General features: G+C 56.2%; 23 protein-coding genes and 1 pseudogene. 17 read left to right on the forward strand and 7 right to left on the reverse strand.

Annotated elements, in window-relative coordinates; all coding sequences use genetic code 11:
• Positions 1-112 precede the first annotated feature (112 nt).
• From folK to QMZ18_RS24580, 15 genes and pseudogenes are all read left to right on the forward strand, one after another.
• Positions 113-607: a 2-amino-4-hydroxy-6-hydroxymethyldihydropteridine diphosphokinase gene (folK, locus tag QMZ18_RS24510; RefSeq protein ID WP_282609008.1), complete on the forward strand. Its 495-nt coding sequence runs from the start codon at positions 113-115 to the stop codon at positions 605-607.
• A 270-nt stretch (positions 608-877) separates the two neighbouring features.
• A pseudogene (gene rpoZ, locus QMZ18_RS24515) lies at positions 878-1,126 on the forward strand (DNA-directed RNA polymerase subunit omega); the annotation flags it as partial.
• A gap of 338 nt (positions 1,127-1,464) precedes the next feature.
• Complete coding sequence (locus tag QMZ18_RS24520) at positions 1,465-3,606, forward strand: bifunctional (p)ppGpp synthetase/guanosine-3',5'-bis(diphosphate) 3'-pyrophosphohydrolase (RefSeq protein WP_282609009.1); 2,142 nt, start codon at positions 1,465-1,467, stop codon at positions 3,604-3,606.
• A gap of 135 nt (positions 3,607-3,741) precedes the next feature.
• Positions 3,742-4,341 carry a DUF2062 domain-containing protein gene (locus QMZ18_RS24525; RefSeq protein WP_282609010.1) on the forward strand — a complete coding sequence of 200 codons (600 nt, stop codon included), beginning with the start codon at positions 3,742-3,744 and terminating at the stop codon, positions 4,339-4,341.
• Positions 4,338-5,108, forward strand: a complete 771-nt coding sequence (locus QMZ18_RS24530; RefSeq protein WP_282609011.1) for a pyridoxine 5'-phosphate synthase — start codon at positions 4,338-4,340, stop codon at positions 5,106-5,108. Before QMZ18_RS24525 ends, QMZ18_RS24530 begins: the two co-directional genes overlap by 4 nt.
• Positions 5,109-5,151: 43 nt before the next feature.
• On the forward strand, positions 5,152-5,553 hold the full coding sequence (gene acpS / locus QMZ18_RS24535) for a holo-ACP synthase (protein WP_282609012.1): 402 nt from the start codon (positions 5,152-5,154) through the stop codon (positions 5,551-5,553).
• Between the two features lie 115 nt (positions 5,554-5,668).
• Positions 5,669-6,460 carry a signal peptidase I gene (gene lepB, locus QMZ18_RS24540; RefSeq protein ID WP_322097272.1) on the forward strand — a complete coding sequence of 264 codons (792 nt, stop codon included), beginning with the start codon at positions 5,669-5,671 and terminating at the stop codon, positions 6,458-6,460.
• Positions 6,447-7,238, forward strand: coding sequence for a ribonuclease III (gene rnc, locus QMZ18_RS24545; RefSeq protein ID WP_282609013.1), 792 nt, complete (start codon positions 6,447-6,449; stop codon positions 7,236-7,238). The genes lepB and rnc overlap by 14 nt, the downstream gene beginning before the upstream one ends.
• Positions 7,228-8,172 (forward strand): GTPase Era, encoded by a 945-nt coding sequence (gene era / locus QMZ18_RS24550; protein WP_282609014.1) that lies wholly within the window; start codon positions 7,228-7,230, stop codon positions 8,170-8,172. The genes rnc and era overlap by 11 nt, the downstream gene beginning before the upstream one ends.
• A gap of 138 nt (positions 8,173-8,310) precedes the next feature.
• Complete coding sequence (recO, locus tag QMZ18_RS24555) at positions 8,311-9,051, forward strand: DNA repair protein RecO (protein WP_282609015.1); 741 nt, start codon at positions 8,311-8,313, stop codon at positions 9,049-9,051.
• A 184-nt stretch (positions 9,052-9,235) separates the two neighbouring features.
• Positions 9,236-11,467: a DNA topoisomerase IV subunit A gene (gene parC / locus QMZ18_RS24560; protein ID WP_282609016.1), complete on the forward strand. Its 2,232-nt coding sequence runs from the start codon at positions 9,236-9,238 to the stop codon at positions 11,465-11,467.
• A gap of 98 nt (positions 11,468-11,565) precedes the next feature.
• Positions 11,566-12,174 carry a biotin transporter BioY gene (locus QMZ18_RS24565; protein WP_282609017.1) on the forward strand — a complete coding sequence of 203 codons (609 nt, stop codon included), beginning with the start codon at positions 11,566-11,568 and terminating at the stop codon, positions 12,172-12,174.
• A 645-nt stretch (positions 12,175-12,819) separates the two neighbouring features.
• Positions 12,820-13,908, forward strand: coding sequence for a TRAP transporter substrate-binding protein (locus QMZ18_RS24570; RefSeq protein WP_282609018.1), 1,089 nt, complete (start codon positions 12,820-12,822; stop codon positions 13,906-13,908).
• A gap of 217 nt (positions 13,909-14,125) precedes the next feature.
• Entirely contained in the window at positions 14,126-15,001 is an 876-nt protein-coding gene (locus QMZ18_RS24575) for a TRAP transporter small permease subunit (RefSeq protein ID WP_282609019.1), read from the forward strand.
• Positions 15,002-15,016: 15 nt separating this feature from the next.
• Positions 15,017-17,119: a TRAP transporter large permease subunit gene (locus tag QMZ18_RS24580; protein WP_282609020.1), complete on the forward strand. Its 2,103-nt coding sequence runs from the start codon at positions 15,017-15,019 to the stop codon at positions 17,117-17,119.
• 111 nt (positions 17,120-17,230) lie between these two features.
• Here the strand turns inward: QMZ18_RS24580 and QMZ18_RS24585 are convergent, their stop codons facing one another.
• The 7 genes from QMZ18_RS24585 to QMZ18_RS24615 all read right to left on the reverse strand — a co-directional run bounded on the left by QMZ18_RS24585 (position 17,231) and on the right by QMZ18_RS24615 (position 23,896).
• Complete coding sequence (locus QMZ18_RS24585) at positions 17,231-17,842, reverse strand: DNA-3-methyladenine glycosylase I (RefSeq protein WP_282609021.1); 612 nt, start codon at positions 17,840-17,842, stop codon at positions 17,231-17,233.
• A gap of 56 nt (positions 17,843-17,898) precedes the next feature.
• Positions 17,899-18,186, reverse strand: a complete 288-nt coding sequence (locus tag QMZ18_RS24590; protein ID WP_282609022.1) for a YciI family protein — start codon at positions 18,184-18,186, stop codon at positions 17,899-17,901.
• A gap of 15 nt (positions 18,187-18,201) precedes the next feature.
• Positions 18,202-18,804 (reverse strand): TetR/AcrR family transcriptional regulator, encoded by a 603-nt coding sequence (locus tag QMZ18_RS24595; protein WP_282609023.1) that lies wholly within the window; start codon positions 18,802-18,804, stop codon positions 18,202-18,204.
• Between the two features lie 406 nt (positions 18,805-19,210).
• The gene (locus tag QMZ18_RS24600) at positions 19,211-19,969 is read right to left on the reverse strand and encodes an arginyltransferase (RefSeq protein ID WP_282609024.1); all 759 of its coding nucleotides are present in this window, start codon (positions 19,967-19,969) and stop codon (positions 19,211-19,213) included.
• Positions 19,970-20,074: 105 nt separating this feature from the next.
• On the reverse strand, positions 20,075-21,037 hold the full coding sequence (locus tag QMZ18_RS24605) for an alpha-E domain-containing protein (RefSeq protein WP_282609025.1): 963 nt from the start codon (positions 21,035-21,037) through the stop codon (positions 20,075-20,077).
• Positions 21,030-22,481 (reverse strand): circularly permuted type 2 ATP-grasp protein, encoded by a 1,452-nt coding sequence (locus tag QMZ18_RS24610; protein ID WP_282609026.1) that lies wholly within the window; start codon positions 22,479-22,481, stop codon positions 21,030-21,032. Before QMZ18_RS24610 ends, QMZ18_RS24605 begins: the two co-directional genes overlap by 8 nt.
• A gap of 188 nt (positions 22,482-22,669) precedes the next feature.
• A complete protein-coding gene (locus tag QMZ18_RS24615; RefSeq protein ID WP_282609027.1) occupies positions 22,670-23,896 on the reverse strand; it encodes a multidrug effflux MFS transporter in 1,227 nt (408 codons plus the stop codon).
• A gap of 652 nt (positions 23,897-24,548) precedes the next feature.
• Between QMZ18_RS24615 and QMZ18_RS24620 the strand changes: the two genes are divergently transcribed.
• Positions 24,549-25,289, forward strand: a complete 741-nt coding sequence (locus QMZ18_RS24620) for a FadR/GntR family transcriptional regulator (protein WP_282609028.1) — start codon at positions 24,549-24,551, stop codon at positions 25,287-25,289.
• Positions 25,290-25,294: 5 nt separating this feature from the next.
• Positions 25,295-25,735 (forward strand): VOC family protein, encoded by a 441-nt coding sequence (locus QMZ18_RS24625; RefSeq protein WP_282609401.1) that lies wholly within the window; start codon positions 25,295-25,297, stop codon positions 25,733-25,735.
• Positions 25,736-25,747: the final 12 nt, after the last annotated feature.

Here is a 25,747-nt window from a genome sequence, read left to right on the forward strand (position 1 = left end):
CGACTACAGATTGAACTGGTTCTAGGACGTCTAAAACAGCGTTCTGTATACAGTGCAATATTTAGGACACATTGATCTATCAGCAAGAGACAAAAACCGGGGTAGCGATTTCGTGATCTTTATCGGATTAGGAGCGAATTTATCAAGTCCAGGCTTTGGTCTGCCAAAGGATGCCTGTGAGGCTGCGCTTAAAGAAGTTGAAAATCAAGGTATTAAGATTGCGAAGCGGTCACGCTGGTATCGAAGTGAGCCTGTGCCTGTCTCGGATCAACCCTGGTATATCAATGGTGTGGCTGCCTTGGAAACGCAGCTTTCGCCGAAAGATCTATTACTAGTGTTGCATCAAATCGAAGAAAAATTCGGACGTGTACGAAAGATTCGCAATGAAGCGCGCGTTATTGACTTGGATTTGCTTGTGTATGACGAGCGAATATCAGGAGAGGGTGAGGTTCCTGTCTTGCCGCATCCGCGATTGGCAGAGCGGGCGTTCGTCGTCCTGCCGTTGATTGAGATTGAACCTGAATGGCGGCATCCTGCCACCGGGTTGACCGGCAGGGACCTTGTTGCTGCGCTGCCGACGGGGCAGGTCACAGAATTGGACGAATAGCAGGCTAACTCGCTGCGCAGGGACGACCTAAGGCGCATCAACACTGATGATCTGCCGGTGGGTTCATCTTTTTCAAAACCCTGGAGTATCTTCGACGTACCATCTGTGGCGAACGACGCTCTATTCAATTGTGATGAAACGATTCCAGGAATAGGCCTAAAGTCCGCGGAATACTTGACAATTTGCCTTGCGCATCACACCTCAGATGCCTATAGTCCGCGACCCTAAGGTCCCCCATACGACTAACTGAATAACCGGAGCTCCCAATTCATGGCGCGCGTTACCGTTGAAGACTGCGTTGTTAAGATCCCAAACCGTTTCGAACTGGTGATGGTTGCCGGCCAGAGGGCCCGTGACATTTCCGCCGGCGGAAGCCTGACGGTCGAGCGTGATAATGACAAAAACCCGGTGGTTGCCCTGCGAGAAATCGCGGACGAGACGATCAGTGTTGATGCTCTGGGTGAAGAGCTGATCCAAGGGTTGCAGAAGCATATCGAAACGGATGAGCCCGAAGACGATATGCCGGAGTTCGATGAGCCGATGGTTGATGCTGCAAAAGCAGCCGGCGAAGAGCTGGTTGCAGCCGGTGTTCTCAGCGTTGAGACGGCAGAAGGCCCGGCGGCTGAAACAACCGAAGCAGCTGCGCCATTTGCCGATGATGCGGTCATGGGTGGAACTCCGAGCGACGATCCAGACGTCGCCTGATCAGGCAGGCCTGCACACAGTGCCTGCGAATGACAGACCATCAGGAGAAGCGACCTGGACCTTTTGTCCGGGTGCGAGAAGGCGCCTGCTAGTAATTCCTGTTTGGGAATTTGTCCGATAGGATAATGACCGGACGATAAGGCAGGCGCGGAATGATCCGACAGTTTGAGCTTGTAGAACGGGTTAAGGCCTACGATCCCAATGTGGATGAGGAGGCCCTTAACCGCGCCTATGTCTATGCGATGAAGTATCACGGCTCGCAAAAACGCGAGTCAGGTGATCCTTATTTTTCTCATCCCATCGAAGTCGCCGGTATCCTCACGGATCTTAAGCTCGACGACGATTCCATTATTACTGCGTTACTCCATGATGTTGTGGAGGATACCGAAGCCACGCTCGCCGACGTTGAGCGGGTGTTCGGCAAGGATATTGAGCGCCTGGTCGACGGCGTTACCAAGCTGACGCGCCTGGAGCTGCAGTCCGAACAGACCAAGCATGCCGAGAATTTCCGCAAGCTGGTCTTAGCGATGTCAGAGGATATCCGCGTCTTGCTGGTCAAGCTCGCGGATCGGCTCCACAACATGCAGACTCTGCGGTTTGTGAAATCGCCCGATAAACGCCGCCGGATCGCCCGGGAAACGATGGATATCTACGCGCCGCTGGCTGAACGCATCGGTATGCAGCGCTTTAAAGACGACCTGGAAGACCTTTCGTTCGCTGAACTTAATCCGGATGGACGTCAGTCGATCCTGGCGCGCCTTGAGTTTCTCAAGGGACAGGGTGACGATCTTTCGATCCGCATTGTCGATAAACTTCAGGCCGACCTCGCCAAGCATTCGATCGACGCCAAGGTTTCAGGTCGGATGAAAACGCCGCACTCGATTTGGCGCAAGATGCAGCGCAAGGACGTTACCTTCGAGCAGCTTTCCGACATCATGGCGTTCCGGGTCGTGGTCGCCGACATCAAGGATTGTTATGCGGCGCTGGGTGTTTTGCACGGTGACTACCCTGTCGTGCCTGGCCGCTTTAAGGATTACATCTCGACGCAGAAACCCAATGGCTACAGCTCACTGCACACCTGCATCATTGGTCCGGAGCGTCAGCGTATCGAGATCCAGATCCGCACGACCGAGATGCACGAGGTGGCTGAATACGGTGTCGCGGCGCATTGGGTTTACAAACAGGGCCACAAGCAGGAGGGGCGACAGTACCGCTGGCTGCGTGAGCTGCTGGATATTCTGGAACATGCTTCCAATCCGGAAGAATTTCTCGAGCATACGAAGCTGGAGATGTTCCAGGATCAAGTTTTCTGCTTTTCCCCAAAGGGCGATTTAATCGCCCTGCCGAACGGTTCGACCCCCGTTGATTTCGCCTATGCGGTTCACAGTGAAGTCGGCAATGCCTGTGTCGGCGCCAAAGTGAACGGACGCATGGTCCAACTTCGCTCCGTCCTGCACAACGGCGATCAGGTTGAGATCATTACATCCAAGGCCCAGACGCCGTCACCGGACTGGGAGAAATTCGTCGTCAGCGGAAAGGCAAAAGCCTGTATTCGCCGTTTCGTAAGATTGAAGGAAAAGGATCAGTACGGCGAGCTGGGGCTTCAGATTCTGCAAAAAGCCTTTCGGTTAGAGGGTTACGATTACACAGAAAAAGCCGTGGCAGGCGTCCTGAAGAAGTTCCGCTGTGATGCAATTGAAGACCTGTACTTCCGCGTCGGACAGGGGCACCTGACCGGACGCGAAGTATTGGTTGCGGTCTTTCCCGGTGCCAAGGACGATACCAAGGCGCAAAAGATCGTTCCGACCAACCGGAGTAAGCCCAAGACGGCCAAAGCTACGGACAATGCGGTCCCTATCACTGGCCTGATTCCTGGCATGGCCGTCCATTATGCTCATTGCTGTCACCCCTTGCCGGGGGACCGTATTGTCGGGATCGTGACCACTGGTAAGGGCGTAACCGTTCACACGATTGATTGTGAAACGCTGGAGACTTTTCAGGAGACGCCGGAACGGTGGGTTGATGTGTCTTGGGACTTCAAGGACAGCGATGATCGGCATACTGGACGGCTCCACCTCGTGGTTGCCAACGAGCCGGGGAGCCTGGGCGGTCTTTCAACAATTATCGGCAAGAATTATGGCAATATTAGTAACCTCAAGATTACTAATCGCTCTATGGACTTTTTTGAGATGCTGATCGACGTCGAGGTCCATGACGTCAAGCACCTCAGTAACATTATTGCCGCCTTGCGGGCGACGCCTGTTGTAACTTCGGTGGATCGTGCTCGCGGTTAGGGCCCTCCGTTCCGAACGGCGGGATCAGACCATTGCCTTGATCGGCGATGTCAGCGTGCTCACGTAAGGGGGTAAGGCAAAGAATCGGCGTGGTACCGCGGAGTTCCCGCGCCAATCGAGGTGTGACCGCGCAGAATGTTTCAACGACGTAATCCTTTACCCTGGGCAGCGCGCATTGCTCAACTGATATGGCCCACGCAAGGTTGGCGTCGTGCCGGCTCCTATGTCGCGCACCGGCTTCGGCGTCTGCCGGGAACGCCCTACAGGATTGCTGCAGGTTTCGCCAGTGGTGCTGCCGTTTCTTTCACACCCTTTATCGGTCTGCATTTTGTCCTCGCGGGACTGCTCGCGATGCTCTTGCGCGGAAATCTGATGGCGGCGGCCATTGGGACAGTTGTCGGTAATCCCTGGACCTTCCCCTTTATCTGGTGGTGGATCTACGGATTGGGAACTTGGATTCTCGGCGGCAACGGTACAAATGGGCTGCCGGATGAGCTCACTTTCTCGTACATATTCGACAATCCCCTAAAGGTTCTGGTTCCCATGGTGGTCGGGGCTGTGCCGACCGCTACGTTGGCTTGGTTCTTGTGTTTCTGGCCATTGCGCCGCATGGTTGATCGTTACCAGACAGCGAGGCTGAAGCGCCTGCAGAAAAAACTGGAGCGAAAACGGCGAGAGGCGGCTGCTGCAACCGCCGCTGTGCCGTACGACCATGTGGCGGAGACGAGAAGATGAGCGATTATCTGCGTTTAGGGGTTAATATCGATCATGTTGCGACAATCCGGAATGCGCGGGGTGGTCGCCATCCTGACCCGGTTCGCGCCGCCCGGATGGCTGCTGCAGCGGGCGCCGACGGCATAACCGCACACCTGCGTGAGGATCGCAGGCACATCAGCGACGATGACATCGAGCGCCTGTCCAAGGACATCGATTTACCGCTGAACTTTGAAATGGCGGCGACCGAAGAAATGATCGGCATTGCCCTGCGCCATACGCCCCATGCGGCCTGTCTGGTACCGGAAAAGCGTACTGAAGTTACCACGGAAGGCGGCTTGGATGCCGCAGGAGGGCTAGAAACATTGCGGCCGGTGGTCGCTCGGCTGGCGCAAGCCGGTATTCGAGTATCTTTGTTTATCGACCCGGATGCTGCACAACTTGAAGCCGCCGTTGCATTGGGAGCGCCGGTCGTCGAACTGCATACGGGCGCCTATTGCGACAGTTTTCTTGAAGATGACGGGGGCGCCGGTACCAGAGCTGAACTGGCGCGTATCGTCGATGCCGCTGCTGCCGCTGATGAACTGGGATTGGAATGTCACGCCGGGCACGGGCTAACCTTTGATACCGTGTGCGACGTCGCAGCGATTCCAACGATTATGGAGCTCAACATCGGTCACTTCCTGATGGGCGAGGCGATTTTCGGCGGATTGGATAGCTCGATCAAGCGCATGCGTGCTCTGATGGACAAGGCGCGGGCCGAAGCCGGCGGTGCGCGGACCGCATAGCGCGGTCGGTATGGCTTTGATGCGACCGCAATAGAGGTGTTCGATGATTTTGGGAATCGGTAACGATCTGATCGATATTCGCAGGATCGAAAAAAGCCTCGAGCGGTTTGGTGACCGCTTTACCAATCGTGTCTTTACCGAGTTGGAACAGACGAAATCGGACCGCCGGGCGCAACGTGCTGCGAGCTACGCTAAGCGGTTCGCAGCCAAAGAAGCCTGCGCGAAGGCGCTGGGAACAGGTGTACCGCGAAAGGGCGTCCATTGGCGCGATCTGGGCGTTGTGAACCTGCCGTCGGGGAAACCGACGATGGCACTCACGGGCGGTGCTGCGGAAAGATTGCGTGAACTGACGCCCGAAGGGATGACAGTTCAGGTCGATCTGACTATAACCGACGACTTCCCGCTGGCGCAGGCCATCGTGATTATTTCTGCCGAGCCGGCGTGACGCTCTCGGCGGTACCGTGACCGGCAACATGGCGTTGTGCCGATTTAGTGCGCTTTCGAACCGAGGCTCGGTCTCGCTCAAATGTAAAGCGTATAGCCAAGGAACTGAGTAAAGAATGTCGAAAAAACGTGAAAGTTCGGATCTGGATGCGGAATCCCGGGTTTCGGGAAGCGGCGAGAGTGGGGAAGCGCCCGGCGCCGCGATGGAGACCATCAAGACAGTCGTCTACGCAGTCTTGATTGCGTTCCTGGTACGGACCTTTGCTTACGAGCCCTTTAATATCCCCTCAGGTTCTATGAAACCGACTCTGTTGGTCGGCGACTACCTGTTCGTTTCCAAGTTCTCCTACGGCTACAGTCACTATTCCCTGCCGTTCAGCCCAAAGATTTTCAGTGGCCGGATTCTCGCTGACGAACCAGAGCGCGGCGATGTCGCGGTCTTCAAGGAGCCGCGCGACAATAAAACGGATTACATCAAGCGCATTGTCGGCTTACCGGGCGATACAATACAGGTCGTCGGTGGTATTCTGCACATCAATGGTACTCCGGTTAAGCGTGAAAAGGTGACAGACCGGCCTGACCGCAATTCTATCAATATGCCCACGACGGTCACCGAATATGTCGAAACCCTGCCAAATGGTGTAAAGCACCTGATTTGGGAGGAGGGCGACGCTAGGCAGCTCGACAACACGCGGGCGTACACAGTTCCCGAAGGCCACTACTTTGGCATGGGGGATAATCGGGACAATAGCCAGGATAGCCGGGTGATCGGTTTCATCCCTGCAGAAAACCTGATCGGGCGTGCCGAGTTCCTGTTCTTCTCTCACGATAGCTCTGCACGGATTTGGGAGATCTGGAAGTGGCCGTCGGCGATCCGCTTTGGACGGTTGGGTGATGGCATCGACTGATCTATCCGTGACGGGTGATCGTGATCTCGACCGCCGGAAACCCGGACAGGGGATCGATCCTCAAGCTGACCGTGGCGGGGAACAGCCGGCTGTACTTGCCAAGCTGTTAAATTACGAGTTCTCGGATAGCAGTCTGTTGCGCCGTGCGCTTACGCATCCAAGTGCTGCGGCAAAACGCAAGGCAGGTGCCAACGACAGCTATGAACGGCTGGAGTTTCTTGGCGACCGTGTCCTGGGTTTGATTGTCGCAGATATGCTCCTGCGGCGTTTCCCTAAGGAAAGCGAAGGCGCGTTGGCGCGCCGTCATACGGCTTTGGTGCGCAGGGAAACCCTTGCTGAAGTGGCGGGTGACCTCCAAATCAGCCGTTTTCTACGCCTTGCCAAGGGTGAAGACGAGGCTGGCGAAAGAAACAATCCCGCTATTCTGGCAGATGCCTGCGAGGCCGTGATCGGCGCGCTCTACCTTGACGGCGGGCTGGAGATTGCACGGCGAACAGTGGTATCGGCGTTGGAACCCTATCTAAATTCCGCTGGAAAACCGCCCCAGGACGCCAAAACGGCCTTGCAGGAATGGGCGCAGGCCCGCGGACTGCCCTTGCCGCAGTATCGGGAAATCGATCGTAAGGGGCCGCCTCATCAGCCTATCTTCTCCATTGAGGTCTCAGTGGAAGGACATCCGCCAGAAAATGGTGAAGGGCGATCGAAGCGGATTTCGGAGCAAAGTGCTGCACAGACCCTGCTGAAACGTCTAGCGGCCGGAGGTCAAGATGACGGATGAGCCTGAAACGACACCTGAGGTAACCGGACCTGAAACGGCGCCTCGGCGCTGTGGTGTGGTTGCGCTGTTGGGGGCACCGAACGCAGGAAAGTCGACTTTGCTGAATGGCTTGGTTGGCTCGAAGATCTCGATCGTCACCCATAAGGTGCAGACGACCCGCGCACGCATCCGCGGCATCGCCATGGAAGGCGAAACGCAAATCGTTCTGGTCGATACTCCGGGCATCTTTGCGGCACAGCGGCGGTTGGAGCGAGCGATGGTTGCTGCCGCCTGGGCCGGCGCGCGCGATGCCGATACTGTTGTATTGATCTACGATGCCGTGCGGACGCGGGTCGACAAAGACACGCGCATGATTATCGACGGATTAAAGAAAACCGGCCGGCGTGCGGTGCTGGTGCTGAACAAGATCGATACGATCAAGCGGGACCGGCTGCTCGAATTGGCAACCCTGTTCGAAGCTGAAGGCATCTTTGACCAGACCTTTATGATTTCAGCCTTGAACGGTGATGGCGTCAAAGATCTGATGAACTTCCTGGCGCAGTCTGCGCCTCTGGGCGAATGGCTGTTTCCGGAGGATCAGCTATCCGATCTCCCCATGCGCTTGCTCGCAGCCGAAGTGACACGGGAAAAGCTATTTCTCCATCTGCATCAGGAACTGCCCTACGCGCTGACGGTGGAGACCGAAAGCTGGGAAGATTTCAATGATGGCAGCGCGCGTCTTGAACAGACGATCTACGTTCAGCGGGACCAGCACAAATCTATCTGTCTTGGGAAAAAAGGACAGATGATCAGGCGGATCCGCGAAGAAGCCCAAGCGGATCTGGAAGCCATGACCGAACGAAAGATCCATCTGTTTTTGTTCGTGAAGGTGCGCGAGCGCTGGGTCGACGATCCCGAGCGCTATCGCGAATGGGGATTGGAGTTCAATGCCTGAGCGTCAGGCGCCAGATCAAACGATGTCTCGGCAGTATCGATTGAGTGCCTATTATTTGATTTGGTTCAATAAGCTTGAGAATTTTATCTGCGCCGAACTTAACGCAGGACGCTCTCGATTTCCGCGATTGGTTGCGAAATGATCGAGTGGAGTGACGACGGCATCGTATTGTCCGCACGTCCGCACGGAGAGACCGCCGCAATCATCCATGTCCTGACGCCTGAACGCGGACGCCACGCTGGCTTGGTCCAGGGCGGGCAGGGGAGGAAGGCTCGGGCACTTTATCAGCCCGGCAACAGATTGCTGGTCAATTGGTCGGGGCGTTTGGCAGATCATCTCGGGACCTTTAAGTGCGAGCTCGAGACCAGCCATGCAGCGCGCCTGCTCGACGATCCCAAGCGCCTTTCCGCACTTTCCTCTGCTGCGGCCATCTGTGAACGGGCGTTGCCGGAACGTGAACCGCATCCGGCCTGCTACCATGGTTTCCTTGCGCTGCTCGGCGCGTTGGAGGGTGATCACTGGGCTGAAGTCTATGTCCGATGGGAACTGGGTCTGCTGGCGGATTTGGGATTTGGATTGGACCTTTCGCAGTGTGCCGCAGGCGGAGATAACGACCAACTGGCGTATGTCAGCCCGCGTACCGCCCGTGCCGTGTCACTTGCTGCGGGTGAACCCTATCGGGAAAAGCTGCTGCCCCTTCCGCCATTTCTACTGGGACGCGGCACAGGTGGTGCTGACGAGGTCGGACAGGGACTGCGGCTGTCGGGCTATTTTCTGGAACGCTCCATTTTCCATCTCCAGGATCGTCCGCTCCCGCCGGCGCGGGAACGTTTGGCTGCACTGTTCCCCCTTGCGCCGCCGGCGGGGGAGTCGGTCTGACGCGACTTAAATGCTCATACCTAAAATCCTTTTGGTAAGGGCTCGAAACATCCTCTAATTACATGTATTCGACGCGGGTCCACGTTTTTTGCCGGTTCAGTGAAAAACGAACAGACTCCAAGCGCAATCGGTTGTCTTGCGGCAGCACTCAGGTACTATATCTGGTAGCCTGACCGAGGAGAATATGAGTCAATCCGTTATACCTGCCGCCGGTGGCGGAATCCGTGATATCCGCCTGACAGACGCACTGTCAGACCGCTATCTCAGTTACGCGCTATCCACCATTATGGCCCGGTCGCTGCCCGACGTGCGCGACGGACTGAAGCCGGTTCACCGGCGCCTGATGTATGCCATGCGGCAGTTGAAGCTGGATCCCAATTCCGGTTTCAAGAAATCGGCTCGCGTGGTTGGTGATGTCATCGGTAAATTCCATCCCCACGGTGACCAGTCGATCTATGACGCGCTGGTGCGTCTGGCCCAGGATTTTGCACTGCGTTACCCCCTGATCGACGGCCAGGGGAACTTTGGTAACATCGACGGCGATAACGCGGCTGCCATGCGATACACCGAGGCACGCCTGACCGCCGTGGCGCAGGCCTTGCTCGAAGGTATAGACGAGGACACGGTCGACTTCCGTCCGACCTACGACGGCGAAGCTGAAGAGCCGGTGGTTCTTCCCGCGAATTTTCCGAACCTGCTGGCCAATGGAGCCCAGGGTATTGCCGTCGGCATGGCGACATCGATACCGCCGCATAACGTCGGGGAAATCTGTGATGCCCTGATCTATCAGATCAAAACCCCCAATGTGGGTTTCGACAAACTCGTCGACTTTATCCCTGGGCCGGATTTTCCGACTGGCGGCGTTTTGGTTGAGAGCCGAGAATCAGTGCGGCAAGCTTATAGCACCGGACGTGGTTCTTTCAGGGTGCGTGCCCGCTGGGAGCAGGAAAATCTGAAAGGCGGCGGTTATCAGATCGTCGTCACGGAAATCCCGTTTCAGGTCGCGAAGTCCCGTCTTGTTGAAAAGATCGCCGAGCTACTGATGGTGCGCAAGCTCGCGATGCTGGGTGACGTGCGCGACGAATCGACCGATGTTGTGCGGCTTGTGCTCGAACCAAAGAGCCGCAATGTCGATCCACAGGTTCTGATGGAGTCGTTGTTCCGCCAAACTGATCTCGAGACTCGGATCGGCCTGAACATGAACGTGCTGGATGCGGATAACACACCACGCGTCATGAACCTGCGCGAAGTGCTGCAGGCTTTTCTCGACCACCGGCTAGTGGTGCTTGAACGCCGCACCAACCATCGCCTGGAAAAAATCGCCCGGCGTCTCGAGGTTCTTGAGGGTTATCTGGTTGCCTATCTGAACCTGGACGAGGTCATTCGGATTATCCGCGAGGAAGACGAGCCCAAGGCTGTCATGATGGCGCGTTGGGACCTTACGGATGCGCAGGCCGAGGCGATTCTGAACATGCGCCTGCGGTCATTGCGCAAGCTCGAGGAAATCACCATCCGGCAGGAGCGGGATGAGTTGTCGGCTGAGCAGACTGATCTGCAGGATCTGATGGGCGATGAAAGCCGTCGCTGGTCGGTTATCTCCAGCCAGGTTCAGGACATCAAAAAAGCTTTCGGCCCCAAGACCGAACTGGGTGTCCGACGAACAGAGGTCGGCGAACCGCCGTCCGATGTGGTCATTCCCATGGAGGCAGTGATCGAGCGCGAGCCGGTCACCGTCCTCTGCTCATCGAAGGGTTGGATCCGGGCGATGAAAGGGCATCTGGAAGACGTTTCCGATGCCAAGCATAAGGAAGGCGACCGCGGCCGCTTTGCGGTCCACGCGCAGACGACGGATAAACTGTTGGTCTTTGCGACCAACGGACGGTTTTACACGATCGGGGCCGACAAGCTGCCGGGCGGGCGAGGATTCGGTGAGCCTCTGCGCCTGATGATCGATTTACCGAACGACCAGGATATCATCGGCCTGTTCGTTCACGATCCCGACCGTAAATTAATCGTGGCTTCAGCAGATGGACGCGGTTTTCAGGTGCCTGAAAAGGACGTGGTCGCTCAGACCAAGGCGGGCAAGCAGGTTCTCAATCTATCCGCCGGTGTGGAAGCGGCGATCTGTGCAGCGGCCGAGGGCGATATGGTCGCTGTGATCGGCGAGAATAGAAAACTTCTGGTGTTCCCTTTGGCACAGGTTCCGGAAATGACCAGAGGCCGCGGTGTGATCTTGCAGCGCTACCGTGATGGTGGTCTATCGGATGTGAAGACCTTCTCGATGGCGGAAGGTCTCACCTGGTTGATAGGAAGCAAGACCCGGACCGAACCGGATTTGGATGCCTGGCTTGGAAATCGCGCCGGCTCGGGCCGCCTTCCGCCTAACGGTTTTCCACGATCAAACCGGTTCAGCTGATAAAGCGGTTTTCGCGGCCTGGTGAAAAGCTTACAACGTTCATGTTTGGCCGTGCAGGCGGCCGGATCCGAAATTGCATCTGATACGAGGAAATTGAAATGCAGGGTGCTCAGACTGTAAACGCGACGCTTGCTGAAGCGCTCTGGCCGTCGAGCGGCCGGACGATGCCTGCGGCGCGCACTGTTCTTCTGGTTGTTGCCGGCAGCTTGTTGCTGACGCTTTCGGCCAAGATTCAGATTCCTTTCTATCCCGTCCCGATGACCATGCAGACCTTTGTTGTGCTGGGTCTGGGCATGGCGCTGGGTTGGCGCTTGGGAGCTGCGAGCGTCGCTCTCTATCTCGTGCAAGGCGCCGCCGGCTTGCCGGTTTTTGCCGGGACTCCGGAAAAGGGAATCGGGCTCGCCTATATGATGGGTCCGACTGGCGGGTATCTGTTGGGGTTTCTGCTGGCTGCTGCCCTTTGCGGGTGGCTGGCTGAGAGAGGCTGGGATCGCAAGGTTCTGACGACCGCTCTGGCGATGCTGATCGGCAATGCCGTGATTTATGTGCCGGGCGTATTGTACCTCGGTGTGCTCTTCGGCTGGGACAAGCCGATATTGGAATGGGGCATGACGCCGTTCCTGCTTGGTGATCTGACCAAGCTGGCGCTTGCCGCAGCGGTTCTGCCCGCGGCATGGGCGGTGCTGAAGCGTTTCGGTCGTAACTGATTACACGACCCTAGAGCTTGAAAAAGGGCCGTCGGAGAGATCCGGTGGCCCTTTTTGTATTCTGGCTTGCTTTACGCGATTGAGACCATGGTTCGCCTCTAAAGCTATACGGCATAGAGCCTGATCAGGAGAATCTGGACCGCAGGTCAATGTCTAAACGATCCAGTATATGGCTGTAAAAGCCTGTTGCGTCGGTTGTGCGACCCCGATCTGCTTCATCTCCAATATGGTGTGCGAGGATGGCGCAGGCGGGACAAACCGGCCTTAAACCTGCGGTCAAGAGGAGCGCGAAGTGGAGAACATAACTTAAGGAATTCAAAGCCTGATGGAGATGTACAAGCCGGGTTTTAGATTATCAAAAGTTGATTTTTATATAGAATATTTCGAATAAAAAGAGTGTAAATAATCTTACTGAAAACGCTATTTAGTTGAATTAAATCAAATAATTAAATGGCGTCATTAGTGCTGACTTTATCTGACGCCGTATATTCAAAAAGTTGTCACTTCCATTTTGAGGCCTCAAAAGGCCCGAGGTGGAAAAGCCCAGCCTTGCACTTGGTGGGAAATATCCTGTATTGCTATGCGGCGAGGCAGGTAGCAGGTCTCTAGGCTGCTGCCTATTTGAAAAACAGGGAGGTTTAATAAATGGATCGTCGTTCCTTTATCAAAAAGGCCGGTGTCGGCAGCACAGCAGCTGTCGCGGCGAGCACTCTTGCAGCGCCAGCCATCGCGCAGGGCCGCGAGAAGCTCGTTATGGTGACTGCGTGGGGGCGCGGACTTGCGGGCGTTTTCGATGCGGCACAACGCGTAGCCGATTCCGTTAACGCGATGTCCGGCGGTACGCTGGAAATCGAGATCAAAGCACAGGGGGAGCTCGTTTCAGGACTTCCCGGGCTTTTCGACGCGGTGACATCTGGCCAGGCGGACATGTACCATGCCGCTGACTACTACTACGTAGGTCAGCACCCGGCCTTCGGTTTCTTCACAGCTGTGCCTTTCGGCATGACCCCGAATGAGCTGCATAACTGGTATTATCATGGCGGTGGTCACGGGATGCACCGTGAGCTTGGCGAGGAGTTCGGCCTGGTGTCGTTCCTGGCTGGTAACACCGGCCCGCAGGCCGGCGGTTGGTTCCGTAAGGAAATCAATTCTGCCGATGACTTCAAGGGCCTTAAGTTCCGTATGCCCGGTCTCGGCGGTAAGGCGCTCGGCAAGCTCGGCGCTTCGGTACAGACCATTGCCGGTTCCGAAGTTTATCAGGCACTGGCTTCCGGTGCTCTGGACGGTACCGAGTGGATCGGTCCCTGGGCAGACGAGAAGGCCGGTTTCCAGGAAATCACCAAGATCTACTACACCTCCGGCTTCCACGAGCCCGGTGCAGGCCTGGCGCTGGCAACCAATGCCGACCGATGGGCTTCGCTCAGCGATCAGCATAAGAAGATTATTGAGATCGCAGCCGGTGAAGCCAATCTCTGGAACCTGCACCAGTACCTGGCAAACAACTCCGAGGCTCTGGCCCGCCTGCAGGCCGGCGGCGTCAAGACTCTCGAGTTCCCTGATGCGGTTTGGGATGCCTTCGGCGCGGCTTCGAAAGAAGTCATGGAAGAAAACTTTGGCGACCCGCTCTTCAAGAAAGTCTTCGATTCCGTCAACGATTCGATGAAGAAGTCGGCGAGCTGGGATTCACTTTCTTCGGTCGCCTACACGCGTCAGCGGACGCGCGTTCTCGGCTGATTTCCTGATCAGACCGTTAAGTAAAGTGACGAGGCCGGGTTTTACCCGGTCTCGTACACTTTCTATCCTGGCAACAAATGCCAGGGACGGTGCCGGTAGGGAGCCGGATCTGACTGGGACCCAGGATTGACTGGGAGATGGGAACGATCAACAGCTGAATTGAGCTGCCGCAGCGCTTTCATGCGCGGGTGCAATTGACGCTGATTGGGGATAATCAATGGATATTCTGGGGCAGTTCGTTCTTGCGTTTCTCAAGGGATTCGCGGACCTCCTCTTGCTACCCTGGCACATTATTAATTGGGCGCAGCTTCCGACCCTCAAGGAGCGACTGAATGTCGTGCTTGTGGCAGGCATGTCCGCGGAGTTTCTCTTCGTGGTTCTTGCTGCGGTGCTGATTCTGCTGGCGGCCGGCCTTTACAGCCGGCGTTTTCTACGCGGGTTGGTTTTCGGGCTCGAGCGCTTTAACGGCGCTATCGGTAAGTTTGCGGCCTGGTTTGCGCTGATCATGGTCATCCAGCAGGTACTTATCATTGCAATGGGGCAGGTGTTCCGCGGGAACGACCTTATTTTTTCGCCCTTCGGCATGATTATGACGTCCCATGAACTGCAGTGGTTGTCGGGTCAACTCAAATTCTACAATGCGATTCTTATTGCCATCGCTTCGGCCTACACCTTTATCGAGGGGGGGCATGTTCGGGTCGATCTGATCTACAGCACTGTCAGACACCGCACGAAGAAGCTGGTTGATCTGATCGGCACGTTGATCTTCCTCTTTCCGTCCTCAATTTTGCTTTGGTGGTTTTCCTGGCCCATCGCAACCAATGCGTTGTTCGCGCAGCGGCCCCTCAATATCTGGTCTGAGACCGCTCGCTTTCGTGGCTTCCGGTTTGAAAGCTCTGGCACGGCCGAATTTACCTGGGTTTGGTCTTTCAAGGTTCTGATCGTGATCTTCGCAGGTCTCATGTTCATCGTAGCCGTTTCCTTCTTCTTCAGAAATATTCTGGCTTTGTTGGAGCGCGACGAGGAAATTCCGGCCCACTATTCGCTTGATAGCTCGGCGTCGGAAGACGGCGAACCTCATCCAACACACTAGAAGTTCGGACTCGATATGCTTTTTGGTCTCTCGGGCGTTGAACTTTCGCTCATTATCGTTTTTGTCCTGCTGTTCGGCGGCATTCTGTCAGGCTATCCGGTTGCCTTCGCGATATCCGGGTCGGCGGCGCTTAGTTTTCTGATCATCGCAATCCTCAGCGAATACGGTTTCCTCTACGTCATGGAAACCCATAACGGTGAACTTGAGAAGGTGCCTGTATTGGCACAGGGCTGGCAAAAGGCGCTGTTATCTACCCAGTCGACCTGGGCGCAAGGCGTGTTTTCACGTGCCTTCGGCGGCAATGTCGAGACTCTGCTGGCTGTTCCTATGTTCGTTCTCATGGGTATTGCACTGGAGCGCTCGCGGATCGCCGAGGACCTTCTGATCACCATGGCAAAGCTCTTCGGCACCTTGCCGGGCGGACTGGCCATCGCTGTGGTCTTCGTGGGCACTCTGCTGGCGGCATCGACCGGCATCGTCGGGGCAACGGTCGTGACCATGGGGCTGATTTCACTGCCGACCATGTTGCGCTACGGCTATTCCAAGTCGCTTTCGACCGGCGTCATTGCCACCTCAGGCACGCTCGGTCAGATCATTCCGCCGTCTATCGTGATCGTGCTGCTCGGCTCGATCGTTGGGGACATGTATGCCATCGGGCAGGAGAGCAGAGCACAGGAACTTGGGGTCACGGTTCTGGAAATGTTGGGTGAGCCTGCGGTTCTCTCGACGGGCACTCTGTTCAAGGCTGCCTTCATTCCGGGTGTGGTGCTGGCGCTGCTTTATGCCGGTTATGCCTTCATCTTTGCCCTTCTCAAGCCAGACCAGGCGCCTCCCGTCGACTTGACCAAGAGTGACGAGTTTCACTTGGTGACTTACTACGGTGGCAGCAGCGGTCGTATGGTTGCGGCGGTGATCGGGCCGATATTTGCCCTTGCTTTGATTTGGATCCTCTTTGCCTGGGGTGGGGTTGCCGGTTCCATGGTCGTCGATGGTGCGCTCAAGAGCGGACCGATAGAGCATGGCACCATGGCCGCGGTTCTGTTGATCGGGTCCCTTTATTTCCTCGCTCTGTCATTGCGCCCACAGCATCCGCGCCGGCCTTTGTTGATAGGCTTAGCAGGCCTGGCGCTAATGGTGGTGGCCGACAGCCTGTTTGTCGAACCAGATGCCTCTGGCGGCACACGGTTTCTGTACTTCTTCATCCCGGCCGTGCTGATTGTCTACGGTCTACGCGCGGCTCTCCCGCGGCTTCTGGAAGTCGAAGCGCTGAGGGTTGTTTCACCACCGGTGATTCTGATTGTTGCAGTCTTGGGTTCGATCCTGGGAGGTGTGACCAATCCCACGGCGGCCGCGTCGCTGGGGGCGGCCGGTGCAATCATGCTGGCGGCGACGCGACGGCTCCAGGATTCCGGACAGAAGGGGAAGATCATCGTCTGGTCCGCCCTGGCGATCATTATCATGCTGTTGCTGCGTGGTAACTTCGACCTCAGAATGACCCTGGACAACATCAGCTTTGAGGATCGCGTCGCGATCTTCTTGGCGATCGTCACCTATCATGTTGCGGTCTTCGGCCTGCTTTATTCCTGCTGGATCCTGATGCGCGACGGCACCATGAAAGCGGTGGTTCAGGAAACCACCAAGGTGACCTCAATGGTGTTTGTCATCCTGATCGGGTCGCTGTTCCTCAGTCTGACCATCAGGTCTTTCGGTGGCGAGCACTACATCCAGGAGAGCCTGCGTTCCTTTAATGATCCGCTGACTCTGTTGCTGGTGGTCATGCTGGTGCTGTTTCTCCTGGGTTTCGTGCTCGACTTCATCGAGATCATCTTTATCGTCATTCCGATTGTGGGTCCGGTCATTTATGCCGCCGACCCCTCGGTGATGCCGCCGGAGTGGATCACGATCCTGATCGCAGTGAACCTTCAGACGTCGTTCATCACGCCGCCGTTTGGCTTCGCCCTGTTCTATCTCCGTGGCGTGGCACCACCGGGTGTGACGACGCTGGACATATATCGCGGGGTGGTGCCCTTCGTGTTCATTCAGATCATCGGCCTTGCACTCCTCTGGTACTTCCCTGGAATCGTGACCTTCTTGCCGGATTTGCTGCCGCAAAGTTAGCGACTGCAAGGTTAAGGCGTTAGAGCGGAAAAATTGAAACGGACTCTCGTTCCTGGAATGAGAGTCCGTTTCACGTTTAAGCTCATGTTCGAAGACCAGGTAAATCAGGAATTAGGGTCCCGGGCGCGTGAAGCCCTTGCGGGCGGCATCGACGTTGGCCCGGATCACGCAGTCTTCAGCATGATCATTGATCAGTCCCATAGCTTGCATGAAGGCGTAAACGGTCGTCGGTCCGACGAATTTCCAGCCTCGCTTTTTCAGGTCCTTCGAGAGGGCTATCGATGCCGCTGAGGTCGATGCCGTCTGCGGCGCCGTGAGTTCATCGCTTCCCGGTTCGAAACGCCAGAAGAAGGCTGCTAGCGAACCTTCTTGCTCGGCGATTTTCTGTGCCTGGAGCGCATTATTGATAACCGCTTCGATCTTACCGCGATGGCGGACGATGCCTTCGTCCTGCAGTAGGTGTTGTACGTCGTGTTGGGTGAAACGGGCGATCCGGTCGAAATCGAAATCATGAAAAGCGGCACGGAAGTTTTCACGCTTGGACAGGATGGTGCGCCAACTCAGTCCTGATTGAAAAGACTCCAGGCAGAGCTTCTCGAACAGGTCTCGATCATCACTGACCGGGTAACCCCATTCAGTATCATGGTAGCCAATGAATTCCGGCGCGGTGCCGCTCCAACGGCAGCGAAGTTTTTCGTCCGGCCCCAATATTGATGTGTTCAAGTGTCTCGTGTCCCTGTGTCGAAAGAATTAGAGGAAAAGAGCGTTTCGGACGCGCTTTACTCAAGCAGAAATGCCAAGCGTTCGTCGGCCTTCGCCGGTGAAATTTCGAGAATTTCCGCGCTTACGATGTTCTCTGCGACAAAGGGGTCATCGTTCACCCGGTTTTCGAGTTCTTGCAGCGAGGTGTTGTGTGCCACAATTCCACCTCCCGCATTGGGTTGTAGACTGCCGACCAGCAGAAACACACCGTCATCGAGACCGCGTTTGATCCATTCTTTATGACCGTTCATGAATTGTCCGGCATGGCTTTTATTGCTGGAAAACTTGAGCAACACGATGAACATGCGAAGTGGTCTCCTTTAGACAGATTGTTCCGGGGCTCTAGCATCTGCGGCGTCTCTTACGCAGGCGCTTAGCCAATCGCACATGGCGTCGACCTCCTGCCGGATAAACTTCTCGTCGTGGAAGGCGCTGGCCAATGTCGCGACACCCTGGCTGCGGGCAAGAAGATGCATTGCCAGGTCGTCAGCATCTGCCGCACGGCCGAGGAGTGAAAACTGCCGGCACAGCCAGGTCCGAAACAGCGTAAAGAGCTCGTTTGCCTGGGCTTGCGAGACATGGTTCAACTTGGCCAGTTCGCTGGTCAGTGTGCCGACCGGGCAGCCGTATCGTTTTATATCAGCCTTGTTCGCGACCAGAATATGGATGAAGCAGCGGATGCGACCTGCTGGATCTTTGCCTTCGATGTCCCACTGCTCCAGCATCGCCCTGGTCTTCGCCAGTCGAGCTCCAATCACAGCATCGAGGATTTCATCCTTTGTTTTGAAGTGATAGTAGAAATTTCCCCGTGAAATCTGCACGGCCTCTGCGATGTGTGAAAAAGAGGTGTGCTCGAAGCCCTGCCGGTAGAACAGTTGGTCTGCCGCTTCGACGATGTGATCGCGTGTTGTCGTTTTGCTCATCGATACACCTCTTCAGCCAGCGAAGGTTTGTATGTCGGACCGTGTGGGGTTCCTGACTCAGACCAAGGGAAGAGCTCAGTCAGTTGCAGTAATGTTGTAGGACGTTCGTCCTACAGTGGAAAATAAGACGGTCGTCCTAATTTGTCAAGATCCAGGGGATGGGCCTGAAAGATGTGCCTGCACCAGGCGACCTGAATTTGATCTGTCACGCGAGCCTGCCAGCCATCTATCCCACAGGTCACCTGTCTCACAGGTCACCTATGCCACAGGACATCTAGCCCACAGGTCATTCAATCCTGCAGAAACTCTGCACAGATCAGAACCCATTGCGTTTCATTGGAGGCGGAAAGGCGAGTTCGAATTGGCAGCTATTGCGAGGTTTGCCGAGAAGCAGAACGTCGATCGCTCAGGCGGTGAAAACTTCCCAGCCGTCCCGTGAAAACCGCTGGATCGGGCGGAAGCGGGTCTTGTAGGACATCTTGGGCGAGTCCTTGATCCAGTAACCCAGATAGACGTAAGGCAGGCCTTTCTCGACCGCAGCTTGGATAAGCCATAGCACCATGTAACTGCCGAGGCTGTCGGTTTCCAGATCTGGGTCGAAGAAGCTGTAGACGGCAGAGGGACCATCGACCAGCCAGTCAACCAGGCATGCGGCGATCAGGCGCCCGTCCGCTTCCCGAAATTCAACCACGCTGGTGTTGAGCCGGCTGTGCTCAATCATACCGCTGTAGTCGTCGAAGCGCATTCCGATCATCTCGCCGTCCGCGTGGCGGGAGGTCAGGTAGAGATCGAACAGGGCATATTGTTCGCGCGTTGCCACTGCGGCCTGCTCGATGATCCGCAGGCCCTCATTGCGTTTCTGGACCCGCTTCAGGGATTTGCCCGGCTGAAACTCTCCAGCCACAACCCGGACCGGTACACAGGCCTGGCAACCGCTGCAGGCTGGACGGTAAGCGAAAAAATGACTGCGCCGGAAGCCGGCCCTTGAGAGCAGGTCGTATTGCTCGACCGCATTTGCGCCGGCGATATCGGTCATAACCTTGCGCTCCCACTTGCCCTCTAAATAAGGACAGGGGGTTTCCGGCAGGGCGCAGTAAACCTGCGGCGGGGCATGCCAATGAGATGCCGCCGTACCCGGTTGCGCAGAGCTGTTATCAAGTTTCATCGGCGCTCTCTCGCTGAAACCGTCAGAGCTTATCGCGCTTTGACGAAAAGCGGCAGCAGAAACTTGTCCGGAGAATTAAACGAGGATTTGGACCACGGAGCATTTCTACTGCGCCTCTTCGTAGCCGAAATAGTCATGCCCCAGTTCACCATGAACTTTAATCAGCGTTTGTTGAATCCAATCGAGAAACTCATGCAACCCGCTCTTTACGACGGAGTCCGCGGTTTGATTGACCAACCCGCTGCGTAATGCATCCAACTGTTCGAGCGCGCCCACACCCTGCCGAAGATCATAAGTTGTCTTCAAGTCATGCAGCAGTGCCTCCATCTGCGCGACGCAGGCACGGACAGACCGGGGAAACCTTTTGTGGAACAGGAGGAAACCGGTCACATCCGTGGGTGTCATTCCACTGGGATGAATCCGTCGGAAGGCGTGGTAACCGGCAGCTGATCGCAGAACCGAATTCCATTGGCTGACGTCCAGCGGTGAACCGACGTTGTCAACGGAGGGCAGCAACAGGTGGTACTTCACATCCAAAAGGCGGGTGGCCTGGTCGGCACGCTCGATCCAGCGGCCAAGCTGATAGAAATACCAGCCTTCATCCCGGTAAAAGGTGCCCTCGGTAATTCCCGTGTGTGTCTGGCAAGCTTCTTTGATAAAGGAGCAGAAGCGTGCGATGCGCGGCTCGGCCAAGTTGGCGCGGGTCATGGCCCGCAGATGGTTGTAGAGAATGTTGAGCTGGATCCACATCTCGGTGGAGATTAGCGGGCGGAGAGTCCGGGCATTTTCCCGCGCCATATGGATCGAGGAGATGATGGACGAAGGGTTGTGCTGGTCGAGGGCGTAGAAATAGAGAACGTTTTCGGCCGTGGCTTCCTGGCCGGTCTCTGCAAACCGCTCCTCGTCCCGGTACAGCTGCAGGATCGATTGCCAGTTCTGTCCACCGCGGCTATCGCGGCTGAAAGTTTCGTTTACGTCCAAAACACGGGCTAGATTTTCTGTCCGTTCGACGTATCTAGCGAGCCAATAGACCGCTTCGGCATAGCGAGAGAGAAGATGCTTACTCAAGAACCCAGGTATCCTTTGAACCGCCGCCTTGCGAAGAATTAACGACAATCGACCCTTTGGTCAGGGCGACGCGGGAAAGGCCGCCTGGAAGGATCCAGGTTGACTTGCCGGTCACCGCAAAGGGTCGGAGGTCAACATGCCGTGGTTCGATGCCGGCGTCGACCAGGGTCGGGCACACCGACAGATTGATCATCGGTTGGCTGATGTAGTTGGAAGGATCCTCCACCAATTGCCGCCGGCATTCCTCAAGGGCTTCAGCCGAGGCCCGTGGACCAATAGTGATGCCGTAGCCACCGGCTTCCCCGACCGGTTTGACAACCAGCTTGTCGAGATTGGAAAGCGTGTAGTTCAGGCCTTCTGTTTCCCGGCAAATATGGGTTTCGACATTGTCGATGATCTGATCTTCGTCCAGGTAGTACTTGATGATGCGAGGCATGTAGGCGTAGACGGCTTTATCGTCTGCCACCCCGGTCCCTACAGCGTTGGCCAGGGCGACATTGCCCTTGCGATAGGCACTCATCAGGCCCGGCGCGCCCAGCATGGAATCCGGGTTGAAGACCTCCGGGTCCAGAAAATCGTCATTGATCCGCCGATACACGACATGGACTTCACGCAGGCCGTTGACCGTCTTCATGTAGACACGGTCGTTTTCTACCGCGAGATCCCGGCCTTCGACCAATGGCACGCCCATTTCGCGAGCCAGGAAGATGTGCTCGAAATAGGCGGAATTGTAGGTGCCCGGCGACAGCAGTACGACCTGCGGGTCCAGAACGGAATCCGGCGCCATTTCAGTCAGGGCTTCGTGGAGTTTCTGGCCGTAGTTCGAAACCGAACGGATCCCGATGTTGCTCATTAGATCAGGGAAAATCCGCTGCATCAGGTGCCGGTTTTCGACCACGTACGATACACCGGACGGCGAACGGGCATTGTCTTCTAACACATAGAAACCGCCGTCGTCCCCGCGAACAAGATCCGTTCCGTTGATGTGAACGTAATTCTTGTAGGCAACGTCCAGGCCTTCCATTTCCGGCCTGTAACCAGGATTTCCAAGTACCAGGTCCTTGGGAATAATGCCGTCGCGCAGAATCTTCTGGTCGTGATAGATGTCCCAGAGAAAGCAGTTCAGAGCGGTGACCCGCTGCGCGACCCCACGTTCCAGAAAAGCCCAGTCCTCCGCCGAAATGACACGGGGAATCACATCGAAGGGCAAGATCCGGTCGATGGCTTCTTTTTGGGTGTAGACCGTAAAGGTGATGCCGAAGTTGTAGAGCTCCAGTTCGGCATCCCGTGCCCGGTTACGCAATTCATCGACGGGAAGCTGGCCAAGTCGATAGCGGACCGGCTTGGTATGTGCTGCGAGTGACGCGTCTTTGCCGAGCATCTCGCAGTAAAAGTCATTCGGATCGTAACTATCGAGCAGGCGCACGTGCTCTGTTTCGGTCATGCAATACCCCTGACTAATTCGCCTGTTCTCATTACAGCGTATCAGGTTGCTATCGCAATTTGCGGCGTTAACGACCCGTCGCCGTATTTAATTGAGTTCAGTATTGCAGCTAACTGCTGTACTGCGCCAGCACGGAATGAAATTCAGCGATTAGAGAGGTGACCTTGCCTCCTAACTCTACGTGGGAGTCAATCGAGAGAGGAACCTTCAGACGTCCCATGCCTGACGGATTCTTGCCGGTCGATCCGTAGGACAGAGAGCGCCGCGGCCAGCCCTGCTGCCGAACAGAGCAGCATTATGCCGACAAGTGTATAGGGCCCGTTGGTTTCGGTAAGGACCGCGCCTGTGATTGAGGTCATAAGAGCGCCGGCGCCGACCGTCAGTGCACCGGACAAGCCCGATGCGCTGCCTGCAAGCTGCGGCCGAACCGAGAGTGCGCCGGCGTTGCTGCTCGGCATCGTCAAGCCGTTGCCGATGCCGACAAAGATTGTTGCCCCGAACAACGAAAATACATTCACGAACCCGGCCAGAAGAAATGCCATACCCACCAAAAGTCCGCCACAGGCAACGATCCGTCCGGCAATCATCATAGTCGTCAGTGCAGTTTTCTTTGCAAAGCGGCCTGACAAAAAGCTGCCCAGGAAAAAGCCGGCGGTGATGGAGCCGATGTAGATTCCCAGTTCCGCCGAACTTAGCCCAAGCAATGTCTGTGCGACCAAGGGTGCGCCGCTCAGAAAGGCGTAGAAGGCAGCCGTGGAAAAAGCCATGCACATGGAATAACCCCAGAAGCGCCGAGACCGAAAAAGCTCTGGATAGCTGCGGAACTGTCGCGCGAAAGTTTCGGACGGCTCGTTGTTCGTTTCTCCCAGATCAATCCAACTGAGCAATAACAGAACAGCGCCCAAGCCGGTGAAGGCCAGAAAATTCGCCCGCCAGCCGAAGACCGCGTCCAGGACCCCGCCGAACATCGGTCCCAGCATGGGCGCAACCGCCATGGCCATGCTGACATAGCCCATCAGGCTCGCCGCTTCCTGTGCCGGCACCATATCCCGAATCACTGCCCTTGATAGGGCGGCCCCGGCGATGATCGACCCCTGGAGGATCCGAAATCCCAGAAAAACCCATACGTCGGTTGCCAGCGCGCAGCCCAGTGACGCGAGCACAAAGATCGTCAAACCCGCCAGCAGGACCGGTCGCCGTCCGTAGCGGTCCGACAAGGGGCCCATGATTACCTGCAGCACCGCAGTAATCGCCAGATAACCTGCGATGGAGAGATTGACCAGCGCGTAGTCTGCCTCAAACGCCGCCGCCATATTAGGCAACGACGGCAGAAACATGTTTAGCGACAGCACCGAGAGCGCGGTGAGCAGCACCAGCGTAATCAGTTTCGGTGGGGATGTCGCGGCTTGGAGCATGGGTTTCGTTTGCAGTATGTTGTGGAGCGAAAGTCAGACCGATCTTCTTTAAATCAAAGGTGATCGAAAGAAAGCCTTATCTTCAAATCCTTAGAACAGGTCTGCGCTTGTTTGAGTCAAGCAGAAGCGTTTCTGCCATGGTGCGGCCAAAGTTTGGGTAACTGGGCTGCACGCACGCCATCGATCCGGTGATTCAGCCCTAGCTATTCGATGTAGAGCGAGTCCGGCTTTGCCGAAACCCAAAAGTCGTTCCAACAAAATATGACCCGCGCTAGAGACCGTGTGCCCTGGAGCCTTCCAGCCATTTCAGAAAAACCAACGCCACGGCTTGTCGGATCGGCAGGCCGCAATGTGATTAATATTTGTTGTTCTGTTGTAGGATGACTGACTTCATGCTATCGTTTCTATAGAAAACCATAGATTCGATTTGGAGTTTGAGCCCGATTGTGTGCGACCGGAAAACATCAAAACAGATCTATGCTCAGCTGACTTTCCCAGATCGCTCAAGCTGCGTTGCTTCCGCCAACCGCAGTCAGTTTTCCACATTGGAGAAGAGGTGGGACCTGACCGTGACTCAGCGTTGGAGCTTCCTGTTCGTTCCGACAGATTTTGGGAATCCGTGGCCCTTAGCGGCTGGGGAAGGGACGCTTGCATGAGGCGGATATCCGAAAAGATAGGCGCTGTTGAACATCTTCCGAGCAAGGTTGCGTCCTTCATCAGGCGAGAAATTGCGGCGGGAAACTTCCGGCCCGGAGAGCAGTTGCCAACCGAGCACAAACTCGCCGACACACTTGGGGTTAGCCGTAATGTTGTGCGCGAGGCGATATCGCAGCTGCGTGCGGATGGCGTCGTCCAGGCGAGGCAAGGTGTTGGTGCGTTCGTGCTCGAACCCGAGCAGCGTTCGGCAATCCGGTTGGATCCCGAAGCCTTGAAGGCGGACGGCTCGATGGAGCGCCTCTTCGAATTGCGTGGGATACTGGAAATCGAGGCAGCCGGTCTGGCGGCCGAACGGCGAAGCCAAGAGAACCTTGCGGAAATAAAACGGGCGTTGGACCGCATGGGAGGTACGGAACGTTGGGAAGAAGGCAGCGTTGAAGCGGATCTCGTCTTTCACCGCGAGATCGCGAAGGCGACCGGCAACGACTACATCTACACCTTTGTCTGCTTCATCTGCGAACAAATCCGTCGATCGATACATATCGCGCGCCATACCAACCCGCTGCGCGAACTGGTTGAAATCAACGTGGCCGAACACGTGCGCATCTACGAAGCTTTGGAGGCGGGCGACGGAGAGGGCGCGCGCCGCACCATGCGGGAGCATATAAGAGGTGCGGCTGAGCGTGCCGGCGTTACTCCTGCAGTGTCTTCGGATCGAGACGGGAAGGGAGCGTGATTGCGATGGGACTGGGTAAGCTCAAATCGATCACCGACATCTGTATCCTGGTCGAGGATATTGAGCAGACGGTAGAGTTTTATACGAAGAAACTCGATTTCAAACTCCGTCGCCGCGCCGAAGGATTTGCCGATTTCCATGCTGACGGCGTTACCTTGGCGGCTTGGGAGTTGGATCATATCAGTGAACACACAGGCGTCTCAAACCGTCGTTCACCAAAAGCCGCCCACAAAGCCTGTGTCGCCGTCCAACTTGATAGCCCGGCGTCGGTCGATGAACTTCACGCCGAACTCATAGCGCGCGGGGTCACGTTTTACGGCGAACCGGCAAGTTATGTGTGGAATGCGCGATGCGCCTATTTCACAGACCCGGACGGGACGCTATGGGAACTTTATGCCTGGGAAGAGGGCGGTCCAGGCGACTATCACGAGACAGACGAGCATTAGTAAAGCGGAGTT

The organism is Pelagibius sp. Alg239-R121 (assembly GCF_947331435.1).
In the GTDB taxonomy this organism is placed as follows: Bacteria; Pseudomonadota; Alphaproteobacteria; order Kiloniellales; family Kiloniellaceae; genus Denitrobaculum.

Bases quoted from the DNA above. Each gene is read 5' to 3' on its own strand.
- QMZ18_RS24600 (WP_282609024.1), bottom strand. From the start codon at position 19,969: ATGAAACTTGATAACAGCTCTGCGCAACCGGGTACGGCGGCATCTCAT.
- QMZ18_RS24580 (WP_282609020.1), top strand. From the start codon at position 15,017: ATGCTTTTTGGTCTCTCGGGCGTTGAACTTTCGCTCATTATCGTTTTT.
- recO (WP_282609015.1), top strand. From the start codon at position 8,311: ATGATCGAGTGGAGTGACGACGGCATCGTATTGTCCGCACGTCCGCAC.
- era (WP_282609014.1), top strand. From the start codon at position 7,228: ATGACGGATGAGCCTGAAACGACACCTGAGGTAACCGGACCTGAAACG.
- QMZ18_RS24520 (WP_282609009.1), top strand. From the start codon at position 1,465: ATGATCCGACAGTTTGAGCTTGTAGAACGGGTTAAGGCCTACGATCCC.
- acpS (WP_282609012.1), top strand. From the start codon at position 5,152: ATGATTTTGGGAATCGGTAACGATCTGATCGATATTCGCAGGATCGAA.
- QMZ18_RS24625 (WP_282609401.1), top strand. From the start codon at position 25,295: ATGGGACTGGGTAAGCTCAAATCGATCACCGACATCTGTATCCTGGTC.
- QMZ18_RS24565 (WP_282609017.1), top strand. From the start codon at position 11,566: ATGCAGGGTGCTCAGACTGTAAACGCGACGCTTGCTGAAGCGCTCTGG.
- parC (WP_282609016.1), top strand. From the start codon at position 9,236: ATGAGTCAATCCGTTATACCTGCCGCCGGTGGCGGAATCCGTGATATC.
- QMZ18_RS24615 (WP_282609027.1), bottom strand. From the start codon at position 23,896: ATGCTCCAAGCCGCGACATCCCCACCGAAACTGATTACGCTGGTGCTG.
- lepB (WP_322097272.1), top strand. From the start codon at position 5,669: ATGTCGAAAAAACGTGAAAGTTCGGATCTGGATGCGGAATCCCGGGTT.
- QMZ18_RS24525 (WP_282609010.1), top strand. From the start codon at position 3,742: ATGTTTCAACGACGTAATCCTTTACCCTGGGCAGCGCGCATTGCTCAA.
- QMZ18_RS24570 (WP_282609018.1), top strand. From the start codon at position 12,820: ATGGATCGTCGTTCCTTTATCAAAAAGGCCGGTGTCGGCAGCACAGCA.
- QMZ18_RS24610 (WP_282609026.1), bottom strand. From the start codon at position 22,481: ATGACCGAAACAGAGCACGTGCGCCTGCTCGATAGTTACGATCCGAAT.
- QMZ18_RS24575 (WP_282609019.1), top strand. From the start codon at position 14,126: ATGGATATTCTGGGGCAGTTCGTTCTTGCGTTTCTCAAGGGATTCGCG.
- QMZ18_RS24620 (WP_282609028.1), top strand. From the start codon at position 24,549: ATGAGGCGGATATCCGAAAAGATAGGCGCTGTTGAACATCTTCCGAGC.
- QMZ18_RS24595 (WP_282609023.1), bottom strand. From the start codon at position 18,804: ATGAGCAAAACGACAACACGCGATCACATCGTCGAAGCGGCAGACCAA.
- QMZ18_RS24530 (WP_282609011.1), top strand. From the start codon at position 4,338: ATGAGCGATTATCTGCGTTTAGGGGTTAATATCGATCATGTTGCGACA.
- QMZ18_RS24590 (WP_282609022.1), bottom strand. From the start codon at position 18,186: ATGTTCATCGTGTTGCTCAAGTTTTCCAGCAATAAAAGCCATGCCGGA.
- rnc (WP_282609013.1), top strand. From the start codon at position 6,447: ATGGCATCGACTGATCTATCCGTGACGGGTGATCGTGATCTCGACCGC.